Annotated in this window: 16 protein-coding genes and 1 pseudogene; 7 read left to right on the forward strand and 10 right to left on the reverse strand. The window is 63.3% G+C overall.

What is annotated here, in order from left to right; genetic code table 11:
- The first annotated feature begins 16 nt into the window (after nt 1-16).
- Nucleotides 17-580 (forward strand): DUF6013 family protein, encoded by a 564-nt coding sequence (locus FNZ07_RS22390; protein WP_091016511.1) that lies wholly within the window; start codon nt 17-19, stop codon nt 578-580.
- Nucleotides 581-593: 13 nt separating this feature from the next.
- Here the strand turns inward: FNZ07_RS22390 and FNZ07_RS22395 are convergent, their stop codons facing one another.
- Nucleotides 594-1,403: an ABC transporter permease gene (locus tag FNZ07_RS22395; protein WP_091016513.1), complete on the reverse strand. Its 810-nt coding sequence runs from the start codon at nt 1,401-1,403 to the stop codon at nt 594-596.
- Nucleotides 1,400-2,125 carry an ABC transporter ATP-binding protein gene (locus tag FNZ07_RS22400; RefSeq protein WP_091016515.1) on the reverse strand — a complete coding sequence of 242 codons (726 nt, stop codon included), beginning with the start codon at nt 2,123-2,125 and terminating at the stop codon, nt 1,400-1,402. The genes FNZ07_RS22395 and FNZ07_RS22400 overlap by 4 nt, the downstream gene beginning before the upstream one ends.
- Nucleotides 2,126-2,229: 104 nt before the next feature.
- Here FNZ07_RS22400 and FNZ07_RS22405 point away from each other — a divergent pair, with 104 nt between their 5' ends.
- Complete coding sequence (locus FNZ07_RS22405; protein WP_091016518.1) at nt 2,230-4,671, forward strand: AsmA family protein; 2,442 nt, start codon at nt 2,230-2,232, stop codon at nt 4,669-4,671.
- Between the two features lie 147 nt (nt 4,672-4,818).
- On the opposite strand, the gene FNZ07_RS22410 is transcribed toward FNZ07_RS22405, so the two are convergent.
- Nucleotides 4,819-5,316 (reverse strand): hypothetical protein, encoded by a 498-nt coding sequence (locus FNZ07_RS22410; RefSeq protein WP_091016520.1) that lies wholly within the window; start codon nt 5,314-5,316, stop codon nt 4,819-4,821.
- Between the two features lie 403 nt (nt 5,317-5,719).
- Here FNZ07_RS22410 and FNZ07_RS22415 point away from each other — a divergent pair, with 403 nt between their 5' ends.
- The 3 genes from FNZ07_RS22415 to FNZ07_RS22425 are packed head-to-tail and all read left to right on the forward strand — an operon-like array spanning nt 5,720 to nt 9,891.
- Nucleotides 5,720-7,333 carry a sensor histidine kinase gene (locus tag FNZ07_RS22415; RefSeq protein ID WP_091016522.1) on the forward strand — a complete coding sequence of 538 codons (1,614 nt, stop codon included), beginning with the start codon at nt 5,720-5,722 and terminating at the stop codon, nt 7,331-7,333.
- A 50-nt stretch (nt 7,334-7,383) separates the two neighbouring features.
- A complete protein-coding gene (locus FNZ07_RS22420; protein ID WP_091016525.1) occupies nt 7,384-7,866 on the forward strand; it encodes a response regulator in 483 nt (160 codons plus the stop codon).
- Between the two features lie 21 nt (nt 7,867-7,887).
- Entirely contained in the window at nt 7,888-9,891 is a 2,004-nt protein-coding gene (locus tag FNZ07_RS22425) for a hybrid sensor histidine kinase/response regulator (protein WP_091016527.1), read from the forward strand.
- 134 nt (nt 9,892-10,025) lie between these two features.
- Here the strand turns inward: FNZ07_RS22425 and mscL are convergent, their stop codons facing one another.
- The 4 genes from mscL to mfd form a co-directional block, all read right to left on the reverse strand.
- Complete coding sequence (gene mscL / locus FNZ07_RS22430; protein WP_091016530.1) at nt 10,026-10,460, reverse strand: large conductance mechanosensitive channel protein MscL; 435 nt, start codon at nt 10,458-10,460, stop codon at nt 10,026-10,028.
- 103 nt (nt 10,461-10,563) lie between these two features.
- Nucleotides 10,564-11,583: a threonine/serine dehydratase gene (locus FNZ07_RS22435; RefSeq protein ID WP_091016532.1), complete on the reverse strand. Its 1,020-nt coding sequence runs from the start codon at nt 11,581-11,583 to the stop codon at nt 10,564-10,566.
- Between the two features lie 65 nt (nt 11,584-11,648).
- A complete protein-coding gene (gene argE / locus FNZ07_RS22440) occupies nt 11,649-12,893 on the reverse strand; it encodes an acetylornithine deacetylase (protein ID WP_091016534.1) in 1,245 nt (414 codons plus the stop codon).
- 208 nt (nt 12,894-13,101) lie between these two features.
- On the reverse strand, nt 13,102-16,578 hold the full coding sequence (gene mfd, locus FNZ07_RS22445) for a transcription-repair coupling factor (protein WP_091016537.1): 3,477 nt from the start codon (nt 16,576-16,578) through the stop codon (nt 13,102-13,104).
- A 152-nt stretch (nt 16,579-16,730) separates the two neighbouring features.
- Between mfd and ispD the strand changes: the two genes are divergently transcribed.
- Together ispD and ispF are read left to right on the forward strand one after the other, a co-directional pair.
- Nucleotides 16,731-17,441, forward strand: coding sequence for a 2-C-methyl-D-erythritol 4-phosphate cytidylyltransferase (gene ispD, locus FNZ07_RS22450; RefSeq protein WP_091016539.1), 711 nt, complete (start codon nt 16,731-16,733; stop codon nt 17,439-17,441).
- Nucleotides 17,442-17,501: 60 nt separating this feature from the next.
- The gene (gene ispF / locus FNZ07_RS22455) at nt 17,502-17,981 is read left to right on the forward strand and encodes a 2-C-methyl-D-erythritol 2,4-cyclodiphosphate synthase (protein WP_091016542.1); all 480 of its coding nucleotides are present in this window, start codon (nt 17,502-17,504) and stop codon (nt 17,979-17,981) included.
- Between the two features lie 130 nt (nt 17,982-18,111).
- Here the strand turns inward: ispF and FNZ07_RS22460 are convergent, their stop codons facing one another.
- The 3 genes and pseudogenes from FNZ07_RS22460 to FNZ07_RS22470 all read right to left on the reverse strand — a co-directional run bounded on the left by FNZ07_RS22460 (nt 18,112) and on the right by FNZ07_RS22470 (nt 20,836).
- Nucleotides 18,112-18,636 carry a carboxymuconolactone decarboxylase family protein gene (locus tag FNZ07_RS22460; protein WP_091016544.1) on the reverse strand — a complete coding sequence of 175 codons (525 nt, stop codon included), beginning with the start codon at nt 18,634-18,636 and terminating at the stop codon, nt 18,112-18,114.
- A gap of 75 nt (nt 18,637-18,711) precedes the next feature.
- On the reverse strand, nt 18,712-19,260 hold the full coding sequence (locus FNZ07_RS22465; RefSeq protein WP_091016546.1) for a peroxiredoxin: 549 nt from the start codon (nt 19,258-19,260) through the stop codon (nt 18,712-18,714).
- Between the two features lie 197 nt (nt 19,261-19,457).
- Nucleotides 19,458-20,836 (reverse strand): annotated as a pseudogene (locus FNZ07_RS22470) (ATP-binding protein).
- Nucleotides 20,837-20,880 lie beyond the last annotated feature (44 nt).

Here is a 20,880-nt window from a genome sequence, read left to right on the forward strand (position 1 = left end):
ACAACGAGGTGACAGTATGAGCCCGAGCTTCAGACTTTCCGCCGTTGCTGCTATTTCTGCCGCCTGCCTTGCCTGCGCGCTTGTCACGATTTCGTCTTCCGCGCTCGCGGCGACGCCGATCAAGATCACGTCCCAGGCCGCACTCGATGGCCCGATCCGCTACACGCTGAAGATCACCTCGAAGCAGTTCGGCAACGCGCAGGACACGCGCACGATCCGCTCGGGCCAGTCCGACGATTACACATGGAAGACCGTGCCGCCAGGCGGTCCGGTTGCCGCTCCCGAGGCCTGTCCCGACTACGCGTCGCTACCGCTCGATGCGAACGGCGCCATGATCCGGCAGATTCAGGTGCGCCTTGCGCCGGTCGTCGGTGCTGACGGTACCGCGACTGTCCAACTGAATTTTCAGGCGCAGACGCCGCGTGGCACGAAGAGCGTGACCCAGGCGGGCAAGACGCTGAAGTGTCCGAATGCGTTGATGACGAGTCAGATCGTCCGCTTCACGATGCCGACCAGTGGCAGCACCAAAGCGGTCACGCTCAGCGACGGCACGGAGATCGTGCTGTCGGCCAAACGCTAGCGCGCACACTGCATCAACGGCGCGCTGACGTGCTGCGTTCCACCAGCCGGGAAGCAAGAAAACGATGCTCCGGCGAGAACACGCGCCGGTATGTGAGCAGCACGGCACCGACGGTGCCGAGCGCCGACGACGCCGCGATCAGAAACATGATGACGATCTGATAGCGGACTGCCTGCAACGGCGACTGGCCGGCCAGCACCTGGCCCGTCATCATGCCGGGCAGGCTCACGATGCCGACAACGGCCATCTGGTTCAGCGTGGGCAGCATGCCTGCACGCACGGCCTGGCGTGCCGGTTCCTGCGCCGCTTCCCAGCGCGTCGCGCCGAGCGCGAGCGCCATCTCGACGCGGTCGCGCCGCGCGGTCAGTTCATCGATCATCCGCTCGATACCCAGCGATACCCCAGTGAGCGTATTGCCGAGAATCATGCCGAGTATCGGAATCGCATATTGCGGCTCGTACCACGGACGAATCCGGATCACGAGGAAGAGGCCAACCGCTGCCACCAGCCACGAACTGACCCAGATCGACACGATGCTGTCGGCACGCTGACCCACGTAGGTCCACGGACCGCGTTGTGCGCCCGCGAAGCCGGCGATCAGCGTCATCAGCGCCATCAGCGGTAGCACGACGAACCAGCGGTCGTAGCTGAAGACCCAGCCGAGTACATAACCGATCGCCAGCAACTGCACGACAGTGCGTAATGCGGCCCAGGCGAGCTTGCGTTCGAGATCGAGCTTCAGCGCCACCGATAGCGCACCGTTCACGACGATCAGCAGCGCCGCGATCCCGACATCCCAGAGACTGAGGTTCTGCAGCATCATCGTGTGGCGCGCTCGCGGTCCAGGGAAATCAGAGGAGCTTCATCGAGCACACCCGCTTGCATGCTCAGATGCCGTTCGCTCATGCGTTCGGCCTGGGCGGGATCGTGCGATACCCATACCGAGGCACGCGCCGTGTCTCTCGCTGTGCCAGCGTCGAACCATGCGCCTATGAGTCCCTCGATCGCATGCGATGATGCCGGGTCGAGCGAAGCAGTCGGCTCGTCGAGCAGCAGCACTTCAGGGTCGAGTTGCAACACGCGGATCAATGCAGCAATCTGCGCTTCGCCACCGGACAGCTCGCTTGCCCGCCGGTCGAGGAAATCGTTGTCGCGGCCGGCCTGTAGCGCGAGCGATGCGACACGCTCGCGCTCGAACTGCAGGTCGCGGTAGGCGCGCAGTGTGAACGGATAACGCAGGTTGTCTTCGACGGTGCCGTCGAGCAGCGCCGGCCGCTGACGAATATAGGCGATGCTGCGGCGATAGCGCGGAATGGCTGCGCGCGCGACGCGTTTGCCGTGCCACTCGACATGACCGCCGTCGAGCGGATCGAGCAGTGCGAGCGCACGCAGGAACACGCTCTTGCCCGAACCCGACGGCCCGGTGATCGACAGGCGCTCGCCGCCATGTAGCGCGAGACTGGCCGGATGCAGAAGCCAGCGGCCGTGCTGCGGATCGCGGCGCGCGATGTCGGTTGCTGCAACGAGAGGGGACGCGGAAGTCATGGGGGCTGGGCTGGTGCGCCTTTTGCAGTGCGGGGCGGATATTGGTGCGAACCGGGCACGGGCTGTGCTGTCCTACCGGTTATCAGAAAAACAAGGGAGTTTTCATGGTGTCGTCGCTCAACCTCGGAAGAACGGTTGGCAAGATCATCGCATGGCTGCTGGCGATTATCGTGGTTCTGGTGGCTGCGCTGGCCGTTTTCATCGTGACTTTCGACTGGAATCACGCGCGTCCCTGGGTCAACGACAAAGTGAGTCAGGCTATTGGCCGGCCGTTTGCGATCGAGGGCGATCTGAAGGTCGACTGGCAACACCCGGTGGGCGAGATCGGCTGGCGTGCGTGGGTGCCGTGGCCGCGTTTCTCGGCGGCCAATATCACGGTGGCCAATCCGGACTGGACGAAACAGCCGCATTTCGCGACCCTCGATGAGATCGATTTCCAGGTCGAGGTGTTGCCGCTGCTTGCGCACGACATCGTCATTCCTTCCATCAATCTCGTGAATCCGTCGGTGGACCTCGAACGGCTTGTCGATAACCGCAATAACTGGACCTTCAAACTGCCGGCGTCGTCCGGGCCCTCCGAGTGGAAGCTCGATCTGCACGACATCGTGTTTTCGAAAGGCTATGTCGCGCTGGCCGACCAGAAGTCGAAGACCGATGTGAAGGTGACGATCGATACGCTCGGTCAGCCGATCCCGGTCGGCGAGGTGATGAAGCAGCAGGAGGCGGCGTCGCGCAGTGCGTCGGCGCAGGTGGTCGGCAAGCAGGGGGCGCGACGGCTGGCGGCGCAGTCTGCGGCGGCAACGGCTGCGGCAGCGGCTTCGGAGGCATCGGCTGCGGCAGCGTCGGAAGCCACGGCGGCTTCAGGGGTGTCCGACGCAACGACGGGCACGCAGACCGCTTCGGCGTCTTCAGCAGTGTCCGGCGCGGCAGTTGGAGCGCAGACCGCGTCCACGGCTTCTTCCGCAAGCGCAACCACGGCACCGCGCTCGGCGAAACCGGACGTGCAGGCGTATTCGCTCGGCTGGACCATCAAAGGGACTTACAACCACACGCCGCTGTCCGGTAGCGGCAAGGTAGGCGGTGTGCTGGCGCTGCAGGATGCGGACCGGCCATTCCCGATCCAGGCCGACGTGAAGGCCGGCGACCTGCGCGTCGCCCTGGTCGGCACGCTGACCGATCCGGCGCACCTCGCCGCACTCGACCTGCGCCTGTGGCTGCAAGGTACGAGCATGGCGCATCTGTATGCGCTGACCGGCGTGACCCTGCCCGATACCCCGCCTTACGCAACCGATGGCCGCCTGATCGGCCAGTTCCGCCGCGGCGCCAGCACGTTCCGCTATGAAAACTTTACGGGCCGGGTTGGCGGCAGCGATCTGAACGGTACGTTGAGCTATACGCAGCGCGAGCCGCGGCCGCTGCTACAGGGCGAACTGGTGTCGAACCTGCTGCAATTCGCCGATCTTGCACCGATCATCGGCGCCGACAGCAAGGCGAGCAAAGCGAAGCGCGGCGACACCACGCAGCAGCCGGCCGGCAGGGTGCTGCCGGTCGAGCAGTTCCGTACCGATCGCTGGAAAGCAATCGACGCCGACGTCAAGTTCACGGGCCGGCGCATCGTCAAGGACGCGGATCTGCCGATCACCGACCTCTACACGCATATCGTGATGACCGACGGCGTGCTGTCGCTGACGCCGCTGCGCTTCGGTGTGGCGGGCGGAACGCTTAGCTCCGACATTCATCTCGATGGCAGCTCGACGCCGCTGAAGGGACGCGTATCGACGTCGGCGCGCCACCTGAAGCTCAAGCAGCTGTTCCCGACCTTCAAGACGATGCAGAGCGCGCTCGGCGAAATCAACGGCGATGCGGCGCTGTCGGCTACCGGCAACTCGCCGGCGGCGCTTGCCGCGACGTCGAACGGCGAGGTGAAGACGCTCGTGACGCAGGGCACGGTGAGCCGCCTGCTCATGGAGGCAGCGGGGCTGAACGTCGCGAATGTGGTCTACGAGAAGCTGTTCGGCGGCAAGGACGTGAAGATCAATTGCGCGGCGGCGGATTTCGTCGCGACCAACGGTGTGCTCGATGCGCGCGTATTTGCGCTCGATACCGACGATGCGGTGATCAATATCGACGGCCACATCGACCTGCGCGACGAGTCGCTCGATCTCGGCGTCCATCCGCACACGAAGGGCTTCCGCATCTTTTCGCTACGTTCGCCGCTGTATGTGAAGGGCACGTTCAAGGACCCGCATGTCGGCGTGGACGTGGGCGCGCTGGCGCTGCGCGGCGGCGCGATGGTCGGGTTGGGGTTGCTCAATCCGTTCGCCGCGCTGATTCCGCTGATCGCACCGAGCAACAACAAGGCCTTACCATGCAGCGAATTGCTGGCTCAGGTGAACAGCAAGCCGGTCGCGCCGCCGCCGGGGCAGAAGGAAAAACCGAAGCCGCCGCTCAAGGGAGCGCCCGGCGCATCGCCGGCCGGTGCGGCCAAGCCCGCCACGGCTCGCACACCGGCACCCGCCGACGCCGCCGCATACAAGGGAAGTTGATCGCCGCGGCGTAGCAGCGCTGCGGATGCCCGATACGACGACGCCCCGGTAACGGGGCGTCGTGCTTTGAGGCGTTGGAGAACTTGCCGGATCTGACAGCCCAGAGGCGCGGCTTGGCGGGGGCCGACAGGCTACGGCGCGCGCGTCTCAGCGCAGCGAGCGCGGCGTAGCATCTCCTGCCGCGTTGCGCCTCACACCACGCCGCGCGCCACCCCCAGCCGCGCGGGTTGCACCGAATTCGGGCAGCACACGGCTGCGTGCACGGCTCGCGAACACCAGAAAACCGAAACCATCGGCTTCGTACCAGTAACCGCCGTTCTCGAGGCCATCGAGCGGCTGTTCCAGCGCGTTGGCAATCGATTCGATGCAGCGGCGGCGCAGTTCCGCCACGGCCGGGTACGGCGGCTGTGCCCCGCGGACGCTGCACAACAGCACGTCGAGCCCCGGCAGCACATGTGCATAAAGCACCGGCTCGTCCTGTGCACGGGCCCGCGTGATTTTCGTGTCGAGCTGGCCGAACGGCTTGAAATGCTTCAGCACGGCGAGGAACGACTCGTCGCCGTCCGCCTTCGCGCGCCTACGCTTCTTCGGGAAGGACATAAAAATTCGCCTGAAAAAGAATTGCAAAAAACGCAGCGTCCTCATGCGACCACTCCCGGCTTCGCGCGCCGCACGTCGATCTTTTATAGCATACGAAAATGCCGGATTCACGACGATTCGACCGCTCGCGGCGACCCAGTCGGACTACTGTCGCCGTGCGAACCATGCCGAACCGGCACCCCGCACACCTTCGCATTCCCTGTACCGCTGTCTTCATCATAGACTCACGCGCCGAAGTATGTCTTCCGTCACCGATAAAAAAGCACGGCTTCTGTGCTCCAGCGCCCGTCCGGCGCACATTGAAATATCTCAAATTCGCGTCGATAATTGGCGTCGTCCCGACGGCGCTGCGCAAGGTGCCGCAGCGCGACAGGGCTTCGAGATCCGCCTTCGGCGCGCGGCCATGCCGCCGCGGCCGACAAACGGCTAAAAGGTCTGTCAGGCGTACATGAAACTTTTCACGAAGGGTCTGCTGCTGATCGCAGTGCCAAGCGCGGTCGAACTGGCGCTGCTCGGGGTCGTATTCGACGCGCAGGAACAGACGACGCAGGCCGCGCAGTGGTCGACCAACAGCAAGCAGATCCTCTATCAGGCGGCTTCGGTGATCGACCCGCTGCTGCGTCAGGCCGCCCGGGTGAGGACGGGGATCGTGGTCGGCGATGCATCGTTCATCGATCGCCATGCGGTATGGGTCGATCTGTCCGACCGCCTGACCCATCTGGAACAACTGGTGGCCGATACGCCGCAGCAGACCGCGCGGGTCCAGCGCATGCGCGCCGCTATCGAGGCGTATCGCAAGCAGGCCACCGAGATCTCGCAGGCGCTCCACGACGGCCGCAACATCGGCCCGTTTACCGCCGACGAAGGTCGCGACATGCCGGCGCAGATCGCTATCTTCAATGACGAGCTGAATGCGCTGATCGCCGAGGAATCGCGGCTCGATGCGCAACGCAGCGAGTCGCTGAACGAAACCCGCACGCGCCAGCAATATGCGCTGATCGCCGCAGTGGTCGGTTCGATGCTGATCTGGGCGGCCACCGCGGCGGCTTTCGCGCGCAATATCGGCCGCCGGCTCGATGTGCTGACCGGCAACGCGGAGCGTCTCGGCGACGGCGAGCCGCTGATGCCGCCGCTCTCGGGCAACGACGAAATCGCCTCGCTCGACGCCGTGCTGCATCGGACCGGCGCGCGGCTGCGGGTCGCCGAGCGCGACCAGGCGGTGCTGAAATCGCGCCTCGAAGCGCGCGCCGCCGAACTGGCCGGTGTCAACGAGGAATTGCGCCAGGAAACCCAGGACAACGAGATGTTCATCTACAGCGTGTCGCACGATCTGCGCTCGCCGCTCGTGAACCTGCAAGGGTTTTCGAAAGAGCTGCAGGTATCCTGCGATGAGCTGAACAGCGTCGTCGATGCGGCACGACTGCCGGAGAACGAGCACCGGCGGTTGACGCGGGTGCTCGACGGCGATATCCGCGAGTCGCTGCAGTTTCTGCGCACGGCGGTGACTCGCGCTGCGGCGATCATCGATGCACTCTTGCGCATTTCGCGCGCCGGGCGGCTCGAGTACCAGTGGCAGCGCGTGAGCGTCGGGCGGGCAGTGGCCAAGGTGGTCGACACGCTGCAGGCGGCGATCGGCGAGCGCGCGGCGCTCGTCACGGTGCGCGACCTGCCGCCCGCGTGGGGCGATCCGTCGGCAATCGAACAGATTTTCAGCAACCTGATCGGCAATGCGGTGAACTACCTCGACCCCAGCCGGCCAGGCCGTATCGAAGTCGGTGCGCTGGAGCCGGGCGTCGTCGACGTGCCGCAACCGGGCGTGCCGCGCACGCGCACGTACTACGTGCGCGACAACGGGCTCGGGATTCCCGCGGCCTATATGTCGAAAACGTTCCGCGCGTTTCAGCGTCTGCACGGCGACGTCGCCAAGGGCGACGGCATCGGCCTCGCGCTGGTGCGGCGGATCGTCGAGCGGCATGGCGGGCGGGTGTGGGTGGAATCGGCGGAAGGGGCGGGCTCGACCTTCTTCATTGTCTTGCCAGAACAACCGGTGCGTATCGCATGACCTATTCAACGACGATCGTGACGCAGACAGACAGCAGTCCTGGAGCCAGTATGGCAACAAATGGTGAAACCGTTGGCATCATCCTGATCGAGGATGACGACGGACACGCGACGCTGGTCGAACGTAACCTGCGACGTGCAGGCGTTTCGAACGGCTTCCTGCGTTTCTCGGACGGCCAGGAAGCGCTCGATTATTTCTTCGGCGATCCGGCCGCAGCCGACGACGCGACCGGGCGTCCCGCACCTCGCGAGCTGACCAATTTCGTCGTGCTGCTCGATCTGAAGATGCCGCGCGTCGACGGTTTCGAGGTGCTGCGCCGTCTGAAGACGTCGCCATCCACGGCAGCGGTGCCGGTGATCGTGCTGACCACAACCGACGATCCGCGCGAAATCGCCCGCTGCTACGAACTCGGATGCAACGTCTACATCACCAAGCCGGTCGAGTACGACGCGTTTATCGAGGCCGTGCGCCGCCTCGGCTTTTTCCTGCAGGTGGTGAAGCTGCCGCCCGGGCATCCCCTTTCGAGGCCGTAAGCGCAAGATGGAAGAACCCGCATGACCGAAGACGTTTCCACGCATTCGCCCGCGTTTGTGCTTGTCGTCGATGACGACGAGGGCATTCTGCGGCTTGCGCGCAAGTCGCTCGAGCGCGCCGGCTGCCGGGTAGCCGCGAGCCGCTCGGTCGGCGACGCCCGCGCGCGTATCGCCGAAGGCGAGCCCGATCTGCTCGTGCTCGACTATCAGCTCGACGGTCCCGAGACAGGGCTCGATTTCTTCCGGCGCCTGCGTGCCGAAGGCATTCGCATTCCCGCCATCCTCGTGACCGGTTTCACCGACGAGTCGCGCGTGATCGAAGCATTGCGCGCCGGGGTGTCGGATGTCGTGCCGAAATCGGGCGACTACCTCGACTACCTGCCCGAAGCGGTCGAACGTGTGCTGTTGCAGGTGCGGTTGCAGAAGGCATCGGCAGAAGCGCTGTTGCTGCGCGATCGCGAAGCGCATTACCGCACGTTGTCAGAAGCGCTGCCGCACCTTGTGCTCACCTGCAACGCCGACGGCAATTGCGATTTCCTGTCGAAGCAGTGGCTCGAATACACGGGCCTGAGCGAGAGCATGTCGCAAGGGCTCGCATGGCTCGATGCAGTTCATCCGGAAGATCGCGACGAGATTCGCCGGACCTGGCTGAAAACCGTGCGCAGCGGCGCCGTCGATTATCGGCATGAACTGCGGATTCGTCGTCATGACGGCGCTTACCGCTGGTTCGATGCGCGGATCGTCGCGATGCGCGACGCGGACGGCGTGGTCAGCAAGTGGTTCGGCAGTTGCACGGACGTGCATCAGCAGCGCGAGGCGATCGAAGAGCGCGAGCAACTGCTTGCCTCCGAGCAGGCCGCGCGGCAAAACGCCGAAGAAGCAAACCGGGCGAAAGACCGTTTTCTCGCGATGCTCTCGCACGAGCTACGCACGCCGCTCACACCGGTGCTGGCCGGCACGCGCATCCTCGAAATGCTTGCCGAGCTGCCGGACAGCGCGCGCTCCAGCGTGCGGATGATCCGCCGCAACATCGAACTCGAGGCGCGGCTGATCGACGATCTGCTCGATCTCACGCGCGTTGCGAACGGCAAGCTGCGTCTGTCGCTGGAAACGGTCGATGTGCATGAAGTAATCGACAGTGTGCTTGAACTGTTCCGCAGCGAAATCCAGGTCAAGGAACAGGACGTGCATGTCGAGAAGCATGCGCAACATCACTACGTGCTCGCCGATCGCGCGCGACTGCAGCAGATGCTATGGAACCTGATTCGCAACGCCGCGAAGTTCACACCGGACGGTGGCCACATCTATGTGCGCACGTCCGATGAGCGCATGCATATACAGATCTCGATCGAGGACACCGGCATCGGTATCGAACCCGAACAGATCGGCAAGCTCTTCAATGCGTTCGAGCAGGGCAGCCAGAACATGACGCGGCAGTTCGGCGGGCTCGGTCTTGGACTAGCGATCACCAAAGCGTTGACCGACGCGCACGGCGGTACCGTGACCGCGCGCAGCCCGGGCGCGCACTGTGGCGCGACGTTCGCGATCACGATGCCGACAGCCGAGCCGCCGGTCGAAGAGCCCGTCGTGGCGACGACAAGCGAGGAACATCCGCCGGAGCTGCTGACCATTCTGCTCGTCGAGGATCACGTCGATACCGCCGAAGTGATGGCGCAACTCATACGCGGGTTGGGGCACGACGTGACCGTGGTCGGTTGTGTGGCCGATGCGCTCGCTGCGACACGTGTAGGGGTGTTCGATCTCGTCGTCAGCGATGTGGGGCTGCCGGACGGCACGGGGATCGATTTCATCAAGGCGTATCGCGAGCATTCCGATGTGCCAGCGATCGCGCTGACCGGTTTCGGCACCGATGAAGATGTGCGCCGCTGCCTCGCGGCGGGCTTCAATGCGCATCTGACCAAACCGGTTAACTTCTCGCAGCTCGAACAGCTGATCGAAAGCACGGCGAACCTGAAGGCAGGGGAGAACCACGCACCGGCAGCGGCCGGCGGCGCGTCACGCTGACGCTATTTCATCATCGATGCGAGTGCACAACGCTCGCACGCGTTAAAAGGCCCGCTGACGCATCGCGTACAGCGGGCCAATCTTTTGCCTGCGGGTTTGTCGACTAGCGACCAGGCACGCTTAGCGCGGATTTCTCAACGATTCCTCAACGAATCGCGAATCTCGCGCAGCAGCAGCACATCTTCGGCCGGAGCCGGCGGCGGCGCATCCGCAGCGGGCTTGCGCAGGTTGTTGATGAACTTGACCATCAGGAAAATGATGAACGCGAGGATGATGAAGTTGATCAACACCGTGATGAACGAGCCGTAGCCAAACGCAGCGACGCCCGCAGTCTGCAAGTCTTTGTACGAATCGGGGTTGCCCTTGAAGTTGTCGGGAATATGGCCGAGCAGGATGAATTTGTTCGAGAAATCGAGGCCGCCCGTCACGACACCGACTACCGGCATGATCAGGTCTTTAACAATTGAAGTCACGATCGTAGAGAACGCCGCGCCGATGATCACACCAACCGCGAGGTCCATTACGTTGCCCTTGAGGGCAAATTCCTTGAACTCCTTGAACATGCTCATTGGGATTCCTCCTTGATGTCGATGGCGCAATAATAGCCAACGATCAGGAGAACGGGTAGTTTTTTGCTACAAGCTGTGTGCGCTTCGTACGCTCGATGCCTGCTTAGTGTTGAGTGCGGGCGCGTTCGATGTGGGTGGCGAAGGTCTGCGGATCGGTATTCGTACCGCACAGTAACACCCCGACACGCTTGCCCTGCAAGGTTTCGCGCAGCGGTCCGAGCAACGCCGCTGTTGCGGCCGCACACGCGGGTTCGACCGCGAGTTTGAGCTGCGCGAACAGCGTGAGCATTGCGGCACGCAGTGCGTCGTCGCTGACGGTGACGATGCGATCGATATGACGTCGGCACAATTCGTAGCTGTACTGCTCGGTGTGCGGTGCCATTAGCGAATCGGCGATGCCTTGCATCGGACCCATCTTGATCGTGTGATTGGCCGCGAAGCTGCGGCTCATTGCATCCGCGCCTTCGGGCTCGACGCCATACACATGGATATGTGGATTCGCGAGGCGCAGTGCGGTCGAGACGCCTGCCGCGAGTCCGCCACCGCCGATCGGTACGATGACCGCGTCGAGATCGGGCGTCTGCGTCGCCCATTCGTAACCGAGCGTCGCTGTGCCGAGCACCGTGCGATAGCCGTTGAACGGATGAACGAAGTAGCGACCTTCTTCGGCCTCGATGCGACGCACGAACTCGAACGCTTCGGCCGGGTTGTCCGCCATCACGATATCGGCCTTGTACGCCTTGCACAAAGCGATCCGCGCCGGATTTGCCGAGCGGAACAGCACGACTTTCGCACTGACGCCGAGGCGCATCGCCGCGTACGAAACCGCGATTGCATGATTGCCGGCCGACACGCAGGTTACGCCGGCATTACGCTGCGCTTCGTCGAGTGCGAGCAGATTCGTGAACGTACCGCGCGCCTTGAAGCTGCCTGCTGCTTGCAGCAACTCGAACTTGAAGTTGATGACCGTGTCTTCCAGCGACGGAAAGTCGAGCCGGTCGAACACCGGCGTGCGCACCACCCAGGGCGTCAACGCGAAGTGCTGGGTGGCAATGTCATCGAGCGTCGGGATCGGTTCGCCGTCGATCGTGTGGTCGGTGTGCTGCGGCGTAGTGGTGGACATGGTGCGGATAGACGAGAGAGCAGGTGAGCGGGACTGACCGCCGGTCGTGGCCGGCGGTTGCGCGTTTAGTGGGTATGAGCGTCGACAGACATGCTGTGTACGAACCTGGCCAGAAAACGTTCGCACGCGACGAGTTGTTCGAGCTCGACGAATTCGTTGGCCTTGTGCGCCTGCTGAATGTCGCCAGGCCCGCAGACGATGCTCGGAATGCCCGCGAGCGAGAACAGGCCGGCTTCGGTACCGTAGGCGACCTTGCGCCGGTCTTGATCCGCAGTCAGTGCGCGCACGAGTTGTGTGATCGCGGCCTGTTCGGCTGCATCGAGACCCGGGGCGGCTGCGAGCTTCGTGAATTCGATGGCGGCGGCCGGATGTTCGGCGAGCATCTTCGGCAGCAGCGTATCGCGTGCGTATTGCTCGATGCGCGCGAAGATCGGTTCCGGCGCGAGCGTCGGCAGATTGCGGAATTCGAATTCGAAGTGACATTCGGCGGGCACCGTGTTGATCGCGTTGCCGCCTTTGATCGTGCTGGTTTGCGCCGTCGTGAACGGGACGTCGTAGAGCTCGTCGAACGGACCTTCTGCGCGGAACCGGTCGGCGATATCGCGGATATGGCAGATGAGGCGCGCCGCGTATTCGATCGCGTTGAGCCCCTTTGGCGTCAACGACGAATGCGCGGCGTGGCCGCGGATGCAGCACTGGTACGCGTTGACTCCTTTGTGCGCGATGATCGGGCGCATGCTGGTCGGCTCGCCGACGATGCAGCCGTCCGGCTTGATGCCGCGCTTGAGCAGGTCGGCGATCATCAGCGGTGCACCGACGCAACCGATCTCTTCGTCGAACGACAGCGCCAGGTGAATCGGTTTCGCGAGTTTCGTTTCCTGCATCTGCGGCACGAGCGCGAGCGCTGCGCCGATAAAACCCTTCATGTCGCAGGTGCCGCGCCCGTACAGCTTGTCGCCGCGAATCTCCGGCTTGAACGGATCGCTGTCCCATTGCTGGCCGTCGACCGGCACGACATCGGTGTGACCCGACAGCACGATGCCGCCGTTGGTCTCGCCGTCGTGCGCGGGAATCGTTGCGAACAGGTTGGCCCATTTGCCGCTGTCGTCGTGTGTGAGCGTGGCTTCTACACCGCGTGCGCGCAGCGCGTCGCGTACGGTTTCGATCAGACCGAGATTCGGATTGCGGCTGACCGTGTCGATCGACACGAGCTGCGTAACCCACGGAAGTGAAACGGGAGACGGTGTGGAGGAACTGCCAGAAGCGGGGGAAGAAGACACGGGCTTCGCTGATTCAGCGACCTGGGACATGACGGAGACTCCTGCATAGGGTCTTTCGATCATACCCAAAAAGCGTCGGGCGAGCTATGTAACGCGCATGCTACTGCGCTAGATGGCGCGTCGCAGCAAGTGTTTGAAACGTTACCGCGCGTTACTGCCCGTGCGGCGTGAAGTGCGATCGAACGAACGAGCCTGGCGATTCGTTATCGAGCCACCGCCAGGCCCCTGCAAGACTCTGTCAACGCGCTGCAGCCGCTGTACTACGCGCCGGCGCACCCAGCGCGCGCAGCGTTTCCTTGACCGTCGCGACGCGCACCGACAGATCGGGGCTGCGCGTTTCGATGCGCAGCTTGTCCTGACCCGCGAGCTTGATGTGTTTGTGCTTCTGCACCATCTCGATGATCCGCATCGCGTCGACAGGCGGATTCGGTACGAACTGCAAACCGATAACCGTTTCGCCCGCATCGATCTTCGAAATGCCGAGCGGTTTTGCCGCGAGCCGCAGCCGGTGCGTTTCGACGAGTGCCTGTGCTTGCGGCGGCAGTTTGCCGAAGCGATCGATCAGTTCCTCCTGGATGCCGTCGATTGCGTCGTCGTATTCGCAACTCGCGAGCCGCTTGTACAGCGACAGCCGTTCCTGCACGTCGACGCAGTAGTCGGCGGGCAGGATCGCGGGGGCGTGCAGATTGATCTCGGTAGTCGCGGCGAGCGGTGCCGTGAGATCGGGTTCGCGACCTTCCTTGAGCGCTTTCACAGCGTCGTTGAGCATGTCCGTGTAGAGCTGGAAACCGATCTCCTGGATCTCGCCCGACTGCTTGTCGCCAAGCACTTCGCCGGTGCCGCGAATCTCGAGATCGTGCATCGCGAGGTAGAAGCCTGCACCGAGTTCTTCCATCTGCTGGATCGCTTCGAGCCGGCGCTGCGCCTGTTTCGTCAGACCCTGCGGATCGTGCACGAGCAGGTACGAATACGCCTGGTGATGCGAGCGACCGACGCGACCGCGCAACTGGTGCAACTGCGCCAGACCGAACTTGTCGGAGCGGTGGATCAGAATTGTGTTCGCGGTCGGTACATCGATGCCGGTTTCGATGATCGTCGTGCACAACAGCACGTTCGCGCGCTGGGCGACGAAATCGCGCATCACGCGTTCGAGTTCGCGCTCGTGCATCTGGCCGTGCGCCACTGCAATACGTGCTTCGGGGACCAGCGCTTCGAGCATCGCGCGACGATTCTCGATCGTCTCGACCTCGTTGTGCAGGAAGTACACCTGACCGCCGCGCTTCAGTTCGCGCAACATCGCTTCGCGAATCACGCCGTCTTCTTCGCGCCGTACGAAGGTCTTGATCGCGAGGCGCTTTTGCGGTGCGGTGGCGATCACCGAGAAATCGCGCAGCCCTTCGAGCGCCATCCCGAGCGTGCGCGGAATCGGCGTCGCGGTCAGCGTCAGCACGTCGACCTCGGCGCGCAGCGCTTTCAGCGCTTCTTTCTGGCGCACACCGAAGCGGTGCTCTTCATCGATGATGACAAGCCCGAGCCGCTTGAACTGCACATCCGACGACAGCAGCTTGTGCGTGCCGATCACGATATCGACGCTACCGTCGTTGATCAGCTGGATCGACGCGTTGACTTCCTTCGTCGACTTGAAGCGCGACAGTTCGGCAATGCGCACGGGCCAGTCGGAGAAGCGGTCGGTGAAGGTTTGCGTGTGCTGCTCGGCGAGCAGCGTGGTCGGCGAGAGCAGCGCGACCTGTTTGCCGCCCATCACCGCGATAAACGCCGCGCGCAACGCTACCTCGGTCTTGCCGAAACCGACGTCGCCGCACACGAGACGATCCATCGGTTTGCCGCTTGTCATGTCGCCGATCACGGCCGCAATCGCGGCGGCTTGATCGGGCGTTTCTTCGAAGCCGAAGCTTTCGGCGAACTTCACGTAGTCGCGCGGTTCGAGTGAGAATGCATGACCTTCGCGTGCGGCGCGACGAGCGTACAGGTTGAGCAGTTCGGCGGCGGTATCGCGAATCTGTTGTGCGGCCTTGCGCTTCGCTTTTTCCCATTGGCCCGAACCGAGCGAGTGCAACGGCGCACTTTCCGGATCGGCGCCGCTGTAGCGCGAGATCACGTGCAACTGGGAGACCGGTACGTAGAGCTTGCTGTTGCTCGCGTATTCGAGGTGCAGGAACTCGGTGTCGCCTTCACCGAGATCCATCGTCACGAGCCCCATGTAGCGGCCGATGCCGTGCTGTGAATGCACGACCGGATCGCCGATCTTCAGCTCGGACAGATCGCGCACCATCGAGTCGACGTTGCTGGCCTGTTCCTGGCGACGGCGTCCCGCGCGGCGCGCGAGCGGTCCGTACAGTTCCGTTTCGGTGACGATCGCGAAGCCTTCGGCCGGCACGGTGAAGCCGATGCCGAGCGGCGCCACGCCGAGTGCGAAGCGCGTGTCCGAGGTCAACCAGTCTTCGTAGCTGTCGCTCGAGCCCGGTTGCAGGTGATTGTCGATCAGCAACTGCGCGATGGTCTCGCGGCGGCCCGCCGATTCGGCCGCGAACAGCACGCGGTTTGGCGTCGTGGCGAGATACGCGCGCAGTGCGGCGACCGGGTCGTCGGCGTGACGATCGATCGCGAGGTTCGGCAGCGGCGTCGACCAGCCGCCACCTGCGTTCGACGGCAGTGCTAGCCGTGCGAATGGTTTCGCGAACGTGTAGAAATCGTCGTCGGAGAGGAACAGCCGCTGCGGCTCGAGAATCGGCCGCTCGCGATCGTGCGAGAGGAAATTGAAGCGCTGTTTTGTATCGGCGGAGAAGCGCTTGATCGCCGTATCCAGATCGCCGACGAAGGCGAGCTGCGCATTGTCCGGAAGATAGTGAAACAGCGTCGCGGTCTCGTCGAAAAACAGCGGCAAATAGTATTCGATACCCGCCGACGGCACACCGTTGCCCATGTCCTTATAGATCGAAGCGCGGCTCGGATCGCCTTCGAACACCTCGCGCCAGCGGCTGCGAAACGCGGTGCGCGCGGCTTCGTCGAACGGAAACTCGCGGCCGGGCAAGAGGCGTACATCGCGTACCGGGTACAGGCTGCGCTGCGTGTCGGGATCGAATGCGCGGATCGAATCGACCTGATCGTCGAATAGATCGATCCGGTAAGGCAGCGGCGAACCCATCGGGAACAGATCGATCAGCGAGCCGCGCACGCAGTATTCGCCGGGCCGCACCACCTGGCTCACGTGGTCGTAGCCGGCCAGCGTCAACTGGGCTTTGAGCTTCGCTTCGTCGAGGCGCTCGCCCTGCGAAAACGAGAACGTATAGGCCGCCATGAACGACGCGGGCGGCATGCGATACAACGCCGTCGTGGCGGGCACGAGCAGAATGTCACAGCGACCTTCGCCGAGGTCGTGCAGCGTCGCAAGCCGCTCCGACACCAGGTCCTGGTGCGGCGAGAACGAATCGTAAGGCAGTGTTTCCCAGTCGGGCAGCAGACGCACGCGCGCTTCGGGCGCGAAGAAAGCGATTTCCTGCGTGAGTCGCTGCGCGTCGACGGCATTGGCGCACACCACCGCCAGCAACGGCACCTGTTGCCGGTATGCGAGGTGGTAGCGGGCGATCAGCAGCGCGTCGGACGAACCGTGCGTACCGTCGAAAACGAAGCGCTGGCCGGCCTTGACGAGAGCGACCGGCGACAGGGAAGACGAAGAAGCAGCAGTGTCTGGCATAGAAAAAAAGCGGCCGGTGGGCGTCGAATGTGCGGGAAGTCTACGCGTGTTGCCCGTGGATTGCCCATCTTCGGGCGGCGATTTTCGGGTGTTGACCCGAGCCACCTATTATAAAATCCGTCCTTCACTTTCATTTCGCGGCGTCCGCCTTCGTGACTTCACGCCTCTTTGCCCTGATCCCGTGCGCCGGCACCGGCAGCCGTTCCGGCTCCGCGATGCCCAAGCAATATCGCACTGTCGCCGGCCGCGACCTCCTGCATTACACGCTCGCCGCGTTCGACGCCTGCAGCGAATTCGCGCAGACGCTCGTCGCGATCGCACCCGACGACCCGCACTTCGACGCACGCCGCTTCGCCGGGCTGCGCTTCGCGGTACGCCGCTGCGGTGGCGCTTCGCGGCAGGCAACCGTGCTGAACGGGCTGCACGCGCTCACCGAATTCGGCGCACACGACGACGACTGGGTGCTCGTACACGACGCCGCACGGCCCGGTATCACGCCGGAGCTGATTCGCGCGCTGATCGGTGCGCTGAAGGACGACCCGGTGGGCGGGATCATTGCGTTGCCGGTCGCGGATACGCTCAAGCGCATCGCACCCGACAGCGACGGCCGGATTGCGCGCACCGAGCCGCGCGACGGGCTCTGGCAGGCGCAGACGCCGCAGATGTTCCGCATCGGCATGCTGCGCGAAGCGATTCTGCGGGCCCAGCAGGACGGCCACGATCTTACCGACGAAGCGAGCGCGATCGAATGGCTCGGCCACGCGCCGCGGCTCGTGCAGGGCAGTCTGCGCAATTTCAAGGTCACGTGGCCGGAAGACTTCGACCTGGCCGAGGCGATTCTGAGCCGGCCGGCGGCGTCGTAGACCGGCGCGTCATAGACCAATACACAGCACATTCATCATCAACAGACGGATTCAAGGCATATGGACTTCAGGATCGGACAAGGCTACGACGTGCACGCGCTGGTACCGGGGCGGCCGTTGATTATCGGCGGTGTGACGGTGCCTTACGACCGCGGGCTGCTCGGCCATTCGGATGCCGATGTGCTGCTGCACGCGATCACCGATGCGCTGTTCGGCGCTGCCGCGCTTGGCGACATCGGGCGTCATTTTCCTGACACCGACAAGCAGTTTTTCGGCGCCAACAGCCGTGTGCTGCTGCGCGAATGCGTGGCACGGGTCGTGAAAGCAGGCTTCTCGATCGTCAACGTGGACAGCACGGTGATTGCGCAGGCGCCGAAGCTCGCGCCGCACATCGATGCGATGCGCGCGAATATCGCTGAAGATCTTGCGTTGCCGCTCGATCGAGTCAACGTGAAGGCGAAAACCAATGAGAAGCTCGGTTATCTCGGGCGAGGCGAGGGGATCGAAGCGCAGGCTGCTGTGTTGTTGAATCGCGTGTGAGCGGAATGAAGGGCATTGAGCACGTCGCACGCAGCGCATAAGACAAAGCCCCGCTTTCGAACGAAAGCAGGGCTTGCAAAATGAAGTGCTGCAGAGGTCCCGCAGAGCCGTAACGGCGACCGCCGGCGGTTTACTTCCCTTCAGCCTCAATAACCTGAGCGGCCGCGTTAACCACCGCCGCGATGCGACCCACGTCGCGCACCTGGGTCGAGCTCATCCCTTCAGCGAGCAGCGTATCGAAGTGCGACTTCACGCAGAAGTGGCACTTGCCAATGATCGACGCAGCCAGCGCATACATCTCGAAGCGGCGCTTGTCGACGCCGCCGTGCGACGCGTAGGCGTTCATCCGTAGACCAGCCGGTTGCGACTTCAGGTCGGCGTTGCCGGTCATCTCGACGTACGGGTACCACACGTTGTTCATGCCCATCAGCGCGGCTGCAGTCAGCGCGGCATGGGTTTCTTCCGGCGACAGCACGCCCGCGTTGCGGATCGCGTCGATCAGCGTCTTGCTCTTCGCCGCGAACGCAGCGGCCAGCGCAACGCCGACTGCATCGCTGCCTTCCAGCGACGAACGGCCAATCGTGCCGTCGATATTCAGGCGAATGTCCTTCGCGTAGTCGGGGATGAGTTCCTTAATCGCGTTCAAGAATTCCATTAACTTCTCCTATCAATCTGTCGCAAAAAAAGCCCGCCGGCTCTTTCAAGCATGCGGGCCTCGGGAGCACCACGCTTACAGCGTTGCGCCGCCGACCGAACGGTTGCACGGGCACAGTTCGTCCGTTTGCAGACCGTCGAGAATACGCAGCACTTCGTCCGGGTTACGGCCGACGTTCAGGTTGTTCACCGACACGTGCTGGATCGTGTTGTCCGGGTCAACGATGAACGTTGCACGCAGTGCCACACCGGCTTCGCGGTCGCGCACGCCGAGCTGGTCGATCAGCTCGCCCTTGACGTCGCCGAACGCGTAGTGGTTCAGCTTGTCCAGATCCTTGTGTTCGCGACGCCACGCCAGCTTCACGAACTCGTTATCCGAGCTACCGCCGAGCAATACGGCATCGCGCTCTTCGAAATGCTTGGCAAGCTTGCCGAATTCGACGATTTCCGTCGGGCACACGAAGGTGAAGTCCTTCGGGTAGAAATAGATGATCTTCCACTTGCCCGGGAACGATTGTTCGGTGATTTCTTCGAACGCCGACACGCCGTTCTCTTCATGATGGTTGAAGCCCGGCTTCGCAGCAGTGACGGTGAAAGCTTCGAGTTTATCGCCGACAGTTTTCATGCGGATGCTCCTGTGAGAGGTTGCAAATGGGTTGAGATACAGCTGATCAAGCTACCTGCGTGCTGTAACGAAGGCGTTACATGGCCTCGACTATAACTCTATTAAGCAATCTATTCAATAGTTTTTAACTAACGAGGCGGATAGATTTTCTTCACCGCGGTGATAGCTTGCGTTGGCACAGCGGTTTGCGGGGAGTGTCAGCGGGATTCTTGCGGTTTGTTCGAAGACGTCTGGCTCTTGACCGCAGGAAACTCGATCGTCACTTCGAGCCCGGGTCCTGGCGTGCGGTTACGCAGGCGCAGCGTACCGCGATAACGGCTGACGAGCCGCTGCACGATGGCCATCCCGAGGCCGGTGCCGTTTGCCTGGGTGCGCGCCGAATTGACGCGGTAGAACGGCCGTGTAACGAGCGCGAGCTGATCTTCCGGAATGCCGGGGCCCTCGTCGACCACCGACAGTTCCACGCGGGCATGCGACACCCGCGTTTCGAGAATCACGTGCGGAATGCCGTCGGCTTCGCTTAAACCATACTTGCGCGCGTTTTCGATCAGGTTGCCGACCACGCGGCGCATATCGGTCTCGTCGGCTTCAATCATCGCCGTAGGCGCGAGCCGGGTGATCAGGCGCATGCCGTCTTCATTCGAGAGCCGCGCGGCGAGTTCTCCAGCGATCACCGAGAGATCGACGGGCTCCGGCATACGTTGCACCGGGCGCGCGTAATCGAGGAAGCGCCCGATGATCATGTCCATCTGCTCGATGTCGTCGACCATCGCATCTTTGGTGGTCTGATCGGATGGACTCATTTCGGTTTCGAGCCGCAGTCGCGCGAGCGGTGTGCGCAGATCGTGCGAGATACCGGCCAGCATCAACGCGCGATCGGCCTCGAGCTGATCGAGGTCCTGCACCATCTGGTTGAAGCTGCGATTGGTTTCGGCGGCGACGCCCATGCCGCGCTCGGGCAGCGGCTCGGGTGACTGGCCGGAGCCGACCTTGCGCGCCGCCAGCGCGAGTCGCGCGAACGGACGATTCACGAGGCTCGTGATAAATGCGGCGCCGAATAGCGACAGCGTGAGCGCAAAGACCCCCAGCCTGCCCACTGCAGCCCGGTTGCGTTATCGAGTTGATCGCGATCGAGCGCGACCCAATAGTCGTCGTCGTCGATCTTGAAGCTGATCCACACACCGGGAATGTCGTTGACCGATTGCGCGATCACCGTATCGTCGCCGAGCCGGCCGCGGATGTCGTGTTCGATCAACCGGTTCAGCGATTCGTCCGGTTGCAGGCGGTATTTGTCGGTGGTCTCGCGCGGGTACACGCGCACGCCTTCATTGCTCTCGAGATCCTGCAGCAGCGCGCGCCGCAAGTCGGGATCGGAGTAGAGCAGGGCGGTGCGCGTGAGCTTCACGATCGCGACGAGCTGCAACGCGACGCGCTGCGCGCGCGGTTCGCGCTCGATCACCCGGAAGCTCTGGAACCACGCAGCCAGGCTCACGGCGATCAGCAGCGCGATCAGCAGGAAGGTCCGCCAGAAAAGGCCGCCGAACGCAAGCGTCAGGAGGCGCCGGTCAGTCCGCATGGGCCCTTCATGTCGAGAGAAGCGGGATCAACCTCAAGAATCAA

It is taken from the genome of Paraburkholderia megapolitana, assembly GCF_007556815.1.
Lineage (GTDB): Bacteria > Pseudomonadota > Gammaproteobacteria > Burkholderiales > Burkholderiaceae > Paraburkholderia > Paraburkholderia megapolitana.

Coding starts and splice junctions, on each gene's coding strand:
- FNZ07_RS22390 (WP_091016511.1), top strand. CDS start 17: ATGAGCCCGAGCTTCAGACTTTCCGCCGTTGCTGCTATTTCTGCCGCC.
- FNZ07_RS22395 (WP_091016513.1), bottom strand. CDS start 1,403: ATGATGCTGCAGAACCTCAGTCTCTGGGATGTCGGGATCGCGGCGCTG.
- FNZ07_RS22400 (WP_091016515.1), bottom strand. CDS start 2,125: ATGACTTCCGCGTCCCCTCTCGTTGCAGCAACCGACATCGCGCGCCGC.
- FNZ07_RS22405 (WP_091016518.1), top strand. CDS start 2,230: ATGGTGTCGTCGCTCAACCTCGGAAGAACGGTTGGCAAGATCATCGCA.
- FNZ07_RS22410 (WP_091016520.1), bottom strand. CDS start 5,316: ATGAGGACGCTGCGTTTTTTGCAATTCTTTTTCAGGCGAATTTTTATG.
- FNZ07_RS22415 (WP_091016522.1), top strand. CDS start 5,720: ATGAAACTTTTCACGAAGGGTCTGCTGCTGATCGCAGTGCCAAGCGCG.
- FNZ07_RS22420 (WP_091016525.1), top strand. CDS start 7,384: ATGGCAACAAATGGTGAAACCGTTGGCATCATCCTGATCGAGGATGAC.
- FNZ07_RS22425 (WP_091016527.1), top strand. CDS start 7,888: ATGACCGAAGACGTTTCCACGCATTCGCCCGCGTTTGTGCTTGTCGTC.
- mscL (WP_091016530.1), bottom strand. CDS start 10,460: ATGAGCATGTTCAAGGAGTTCAAGGAATTTGCCCTCAAGGGCAACGTA.
- FNZ07_RS22435 (WP_091016532.1), bottom strand. CDS start 11,583: ATGTCCACCACTACGCCGCAGCACACCGACCACACGATCGACGGCGAA.
- argE (WP_091016534.1), bottom strand. CDS start 12,893: ATGTCCCAGGTCGCTGAATCAGCGAAGCCCGTGTCTTCTTCCCCCGCT.
- mfd (WP_091016537.1), bottom strand. CDS start 16,578: ATGCCAGACACTGCTGCTTCTTCGTCTTCCCTGTCGCCGGTCGCTCTC.
- ispF (WP_091016542.1), top strand. CDS start 17,502: ATGGACTTCAGGATCGGACAAGGCTACGACGTGCACGCGCTGGTACCG.
- FNZ07_RS22460 (WP_091016544.1), bottom strand. CDS start 18,636: ATGGAATTCTTGAACGCGATTAAGGAACTCATCCCCGACTACGCGAAG.
- FNZ07_RS22465 (WP_091016546.1), bottom strand. CDS start 19,260: ATGAAAACTGTCGGCGATAAACTCGAAGCTTTCACCGTCACTGCTGCG.